The sequence below is a fragment of the Ancylobacter sonchi genome, assembly GCF_018390695.1.
GTDB classification, from domain to species: domain Bacteria; phylum Pseudomonadota; class Alphaproteobacteria; order Rhizobiales; family Xanthobacteraceae; genus Ancylobacter; species Ancylobacter sonchi.
Genome location: NZ_JAHBGF010000044.1, coordinates 1 through 5,543, shown reverse-complemented (window position 1 = coordinate 5,543; position 5,543 = coordinate 1). Strand labels below are relative to the sequence as shown.

Genomic DNA, 5,543 nt, shown 5'->3' with positions numbered 1-5,543 from the left:
AGGAGGACTACAACCGCCACAGACCCCACTCGGCCCTCGGCAACATGACGCCTGCCGAGTTCGCCCTCAAATCCACGCTGGAAAAACAGGCCGCCTGAGGCCAGAAACGAAACTCAGGACTCTCCCTCAGACCGGAGGAGAGAAGGGGCTCAGGTCAGCCTGTCGAACTCCAGAGCCGCACAAGCCCGCCGGATCGCGCCTGCCACTCATCACACATCACGCCGACGAGCTCGCGCTTGCGACCAGGCCTCAGATTTTTCGGCGGACGATATCCTGCGCCATCTCCCGGTCGAGCGAGAGGTCGGCGACAAGCTTTCTCAGCTTCGTGTTCTCGTCCTCGAGCTGCTTCAGCCGACGCATCTCGAGCGGGGCCACCCCTTCATATTGCTTCTTCCAGTTGAAGTAGGTCGCCTGGCTGATCCCAGCCCGCCGGCAGATATCAGAAACCGGCACGCCGTCCGCGCCTGCTTCAGGATGAACGCCTTCTGCGCGTCCGAAAACTCCGATGCCTTCATCGCACTCCGCTCCTCCCAGCCCAGGGATCTTGGCGCGGAAAACTCCAGCTTCATACGGTCCAGTTTGTGGGGATCAGATCAGATCCTACGGGTTTCGCGCAGCATGGGCATACAGTCGGTCTTCGCCAACTTGCCATCAAACACGACTCCGGCCGCTCTACCTCGTCGATGTCCACGCCGATAACGAGGGAGGCGATGGTCAACACCAAGTGGGTCCGCGCTGGGTGTCGGAGCGTCCAAGACGACGACTTCGAGCTCGCTGCTTGCGTCAGTGTGAGTATCTGCTTGTACTCCCCCTCCTCCGGGGCGCCCGATGCTGCCTTATCCTTGCGAAACCAGGTCACAAAATGGAGGGGCGCCTAAAATAGGATAAATGAACCAAAATGGCTGGAGACAGTCAATAACCGCAGGAGCGACTAAGCAAACACTCCTTTGAGATAGACGCACGAAAATAAATGCATGACTTAGATTCACTAATCAAACTGCATGGTTTCTCAACTATTCACATTGGCACACCTCGATCTAGTATACGGCGCTCCCAAGCCAGCGCATGAGTAACGATTTCATCAAGAGTATTGTGCTTTGGCTCCCAATTCAGAATTTCGTTCGCGCGGTGTGGTGCTGCAACCAATGACGCCGGATCTCCATTTCGTCGAGATCCGCGGACGACAGGAAAGTCGACCCCCGAAATACGCTTAACGGCGTCCACCACCTCAAGAACTGAACTACCATAACCGTAACCACAATTCGCAACCAAGTTACCGCGGCCAGCATCAAGGTGATCCAATGCCAGCACATGCGCGGCAACGAGATCGCTAACATGAACGTAATCTCGTACACACGTGCCATCGTGGGTTGGATAGTCGTCACCATACACCTCCAGAGAGGCCCGAACTCCAAGTGCAACCTGCGAGGCGATCTTGATCAGATGGGTGGCGCGTGCACTCGATTGTCCAGAACGACCAGCGGGATCAGCGCCAGCTACATTAAAGTAACGCAATACCACATATGATGTCCCATATGCATTTGCCGCATCCTCCAACATTCGCTCTGTCATCAACTTTGATGCGCCATATGGTGAAACGGGAAGTAGCGGCCGTCCTTCATCGAGAAGCCGATCTGAGGCTTCTCCATACACCGCTGCTGTTGAGGAAAATACGAACCGGCGTACCCCACGCTTTACCGCCGTTGCAATAAGAGAGCGAGATCGGACGGTATTATTAAGATAATAAGCAAGAGGGTCAGAAATAGAGTCGGGTACAACGATAGATCCGGCAAAATGCACAATCGCGTCAATCGCATAGTCGTCAATTAATCGATCAACCAGTTGCTCATCGCTGACGCAACCGACAACGACAGGGACATTGACTGGAATGCTTCGTCGGTAGCCTGTCGACAGGTCATCAAGTACGACAACGTCACGTCCGGAATCACACAGCGCTAAAACCATGTGACTTCCGATGTAACCAGCGCCGCCTGTAACGAGAATGCTCATGTACCTACCTCCGAAACTTGTATTCGATTGAACTCGGTGCAATGCGTGCGCCGATTTAAAATATATAAGATAAATAATTCAATCAATTTCTTAATGATCTATTATCCATCGTCGCCGTAATCAGATCAAGCCACGTATCGAATATCACTTTCGGACTGTAAGAACCAGACAACGCAAACTCTTTCGCGCCTTCCGATAACGCTGCACGAGTCGCATCGTCCACAGCTAATGTCTTCATGCAATGGGCTAAGTTCGCGACACGGTCCCCAACATGATCAGACAACAAACCATTTACTTGGGGGATCACGAGCTTATTTACACCGCTACAATCCTCGAATCCGATAACAGGCACCCCAGCTGCAAAGGCTTCCCCCACAACCAACGGAAAACCTTCATGAAGAGAAGGTAAGACCATGGTTTTGGATTTCGACAGTTCTAGAGGTATTTGGCTACTTTTACCCATAAGAAATACCCGATCGCTCAGTCCGAGCTCCTGGATCAATTTCCGCAAGTCGCCCTCAAGCGGCCCCTCACCGAATATTTTCACAATCCAGGTCGGAACCAGGGCCGATATGCTATGAAACGCACGAATCAATTCTTCGTGATTTTTTGTTTTCGTAAGTCTACCAATTGATATAAACGTATCTTCGCGCTCAGCGGAAAATAGGCTACTATCTATCGGATAGATTGCATTACCTAAAACAACGATATTTCCCCTTTCCGATGGCCGAAACCAATCCTTATACTCAGGAAGTAACACGGTAACAGCTTCCGCATCAGCTAACGATCTTCGGCGAAAGGACCTATCATAACGATTGACATCCCATCTATCCAAGGATTCGAAATCGGCTTCGGGCAAATTGTGATTCGAAACGATTACATGTGTTTTATTAGGAACGCTATTGCGAGCGCGGATTACATAAGGAAACATTGCCGGCATAAATGCGATCATGACATCCGGTTGATGCCAGTTGATGAAATCACGTATACGCCCGATCATTCGGCGATATTTTGCGTTCCATAGTAATCTATTGACGATGGGTACGCGGTCAAGGATACTAATTAGCGTAGCGAAGGCCCGTTCGATAGATGGCTCATCGAGGCTTCGCCTCCATTCTCGAGAGCGCCTTCTGTTATCTGGTGATTTTATATTCCGCACGACCACAGACGAATTCAACGGATAGAACGGTCGTCCACCTGTATCTTCGTATGTTAAAATGTCTACATAACAATTCCGCGCGACGAGCTCGTTAGCAAGATCAATTAGGACGCGCTCTGCTCCACCGCTTAACCCAGCCAGTTTCTGGATGCATAAAGTAACCCGAATTTTCATTGTGATAACTCTGCATTCTTATAAAGAAAGGAAAATCGCGCAGCCTCGTCTATCTCAAAAGCATCAGCTAATTTCACTCTCGCAAAATTTAATTCATCGCCGGCATCTTCCGCGATCTGATGGTATTTCAAATATTTGTTCGCCGGATAGGTATAGAGAAGCGCCTCAAGCAATTGGTAAAATGATCGCGTAATCTGACTTCTATTAGTCGGCCGCGAATGTAATAATAATTTTCTAACCTCCAACGGTATTAACGATTCTATTAAATAAAAATCCATGACCTGAGTGGGCAAAAGAAACTTCGCTGGAGGAATCTTTGGAAGATCAATCCCAATAGAGAGCAATGTGGCATATAGAGACACAAACGACGCACCAGATGGAAGTCGCCTTTTCTCAACTCTGCTAAAAATTCCACTGGACCGGATTTTGTATTCCGAAAACTCCATCACTTCTAACAGTTTTACAGAAACGGCTTTTGCCCGCTCTTCCGTATATCCATCTTCCAGCATCAGGCTCAGTTGAATCGAAAAGGACAGTTCAACTGGATCAGGAATGATAATTAAGCAATTTAATTCTCCTTCAATGTAATTGCCGATAGAACCAAAAATCGTATCAATACGGTTTCGCACCCTACGACGCAAATCTTCTTCTGGATTGATATCCTTTGGAAGGATTGGCGTCAGCAATCGATTGGTCAACAAAGGAGAAAATGAACTATTTATTGCAATATTATTAAAAATATCGAAGAAATTTCGAGCGAAATTGTCGCTACGTTCATCGCTTCTCATTAGAAATGCAAATAACTCATCGTGATTCCGCGCGTCATGGCGAGACATATAAGAGGGCTTCATTACAAATGCTCGCGAATCAGGAAACTCGCAAAATTTCAAAATGAAATTGTCGATTGCATCCGTAAATCGAAGGCGCGGCTTCGCGATAATCCACGTTGACATAATCTAAGACCGCATCCAATTGCTACAAGCGCGAATTATACTACGCTTAATTGCATAAAGTTGAGCTCTGCGTCGATCTCCATTGGACATCGCGAATCGAGCTGCGACGCCAAGATGCTTATACGCTAACTCCGAGGTAAATCGTTTTCCGTAGCTATCTATTAAGAATTTATGTTTTCTACGAATAAGCTTGAAGCACTTCTCAACCTCCACAGAATTGCGTCCTTGGTCATCTTTGTTGTAACGACACATTGCTTCTCGCGAATCTATGCGATAAAATTCAATGCCGGATCCTGCCCACCTCAAAAAAACATCCAAATCCTGCAATCGCGGCAGTGCGACATCGAAGGGAAAGCCTCTCTCGAGAACCTCACGCCGCCCAAGCGTGGTCCACAAATAGGCGCCGAAGCTGCCGTCCAGCAGCGCCTTAACGGGATCTCGAGTTGGCGAGGGCTCCATCAGCTTTAATTCATTTCGAGCCGGGAAATCCCAGTCATAATTAGTGAATACAATAAAATTTTCGTGCCCTCTCTCCTGTCTCAACGATAAAAAACGATCCATTTGTAGTCTAATCATGTCTTCATATTTAACATCGTCAGCATCAAGCCAAGTAATCATGTCGCCATGCGATTTCGCAATAAGATGGTTGCGTGTGCGGGGGCGGCCAAGATTCTTTTCATTCTTTATAAAGATAATTCGAGGGTCAAATTTGGCCATCTCGGAAATAATCGAGGCCGTCTTGTCCGCCGAACCATCATCGCATACGACAATTTCCAGCCTGCCCGTCCATCTTTGATTCTGAACGGATCGGATGGAACGTTCTATAGAATCTTCCGCATTGTAGGCTGGTATCAAAGTACTTACAGTATACATACACACCTCATAACGTACGAGTCCCATGATAAGGGTCCGTACATTCATACCGCCACTCGTTTGGCGCTGAGGTTAAAGCCAAACTTTCCACAATGGAAGCCCACGGAGGCATTCGGGCATCTCATCGCCAACCGTGATCAGTCATGGTGTGATGGTGTCGGCGGTCGCTCTGCCGCCTTGGCTCGAGGTTGATGATCGTTGACGGTCTCTTTTTTGTGCGAAGATATATGTTCAGTTTGTTGCGATAGGTTTGGTATAGCGTGACGTGCTCGCCTGAGTTCCTGCTGGTCATAAGTTAGGCCCGGCTGGGTTTTGGTCCTCGTGGGACGAGCTTACGAACATCGACTGGGACATCGGACACGAAGTCGAGGCTC

General features: G+C 48.6%; 5 protein-coding genes and 1 pseudogene. 1 reads left to right on the top strand and 5 read right to left on the bottom strand.

Going from position 1 to position 5,543, the window contains the following annotated elements; all coding sequences use genetic code 11:
- Window positions 1-98: integrase core domain-containing protein (locus KHC28_RS27800; RefSeq protein ID WP_214010946.1), on the top strand; the 98-nt coding region annotated here is incomplete at its 5' end.
- Between the two features lie 54 nt (window positions 99-152).
- On the opposite strand, the pseudogene KHC28_RS24145 reads toward KHC28_RS27800, so the two are convergent.
- The 5 genes and pseudogenes from KHC28_RS24145 to KHC28_RS24125 form a co-directional block, all read right to left on the bottom strand.
- A pseudogene (locus KHC28_RS24145) lies at window positions 153-515 on the bottom strand (transposase); the annotation flags it as partial.
- A gap of 502 nt (window positions 516-1,017) precedes the next feature.
- The gene (gene galE / locus KHC28_RS24140) at window positions 1,018-2,010 is read right to left on the bottom strand and encodes a UDP-glucose 4-epimerase GalE (protein ID WP_214010945.1); all 993 of its coding nucleotides are present in this window, start codon (window positions 2,008-2,010) and stop codon (window positions 1,018-1,020) included.
- Between the two features lie 82 nt (window positions 2,011-2,092).
- Window positions 2,093-3,343, bottom strand: a complete 1,251-nt coding sequence (locus KHC28_RS24135; RefSeq protein WP_214010944.1) for a glycosyltransferase — start codon at window positions 3,341-3,343, stop codon at window positions 2,093-2,095.
- Entirely contained in the window at window positions 3,340-4,194 is an 855-nt protein-coding gene (locus KHC28_RS24130; RefSeq protein ID WP_214010943.1) for a hypothetical protein, read from the bottom strand. Before KHC28_RS24130 ends, KHC28_RS24135 begins: the two co-directional genes overlap by 4 nt.
- Before the next feature lie 105 nt (window positions 4,195-4,299).
- Window positions 4,300-5,196, bottom strand: a complete 897-nt coding sequence (locus KHC28_RS24125; RefSeq protein ID WP_214010942.1) for a glycosyltransferase family 2 protein — start codon at window positions 5,194-5,196, stop codon at window positions 4,300-4,302.
- Between the last annotated feature and the right edge of the window lie 347 nt (window positions 5,197-5,543).

Bases quoted from the DNA above. Each gene is read 5' to 3' on its own strand.
- KHC28_RS24125 (WP_214010942.1), bottom strand. From the start codon at position 5,196: ATGGGACTCGTACGTTATGAGGTGTGTATGTATACTGTAAGTACTTTG.
- KHC28_RS24130 (WP_214010943.1), bottom strand. From the start codon at position 4,194: ATGAAGCCCTCTTATATGTCTCGCCATGACGCGCGGAATCACGATGAG.
- galE (WP_214010945.1), bottom strand. From the start codon at position 2,010: ATGAGCATTCTCGTTACAGGCGGCGCTGGTTACATCGGAAGTCACATG.
- KHC28_RS24135 (WP_214010944.1), bottom strand. From the start codon at position 3,343: ATGAAAATTCGGGTTACTTTATGCATCCAGAAACTGGCTGGGTTAAGC.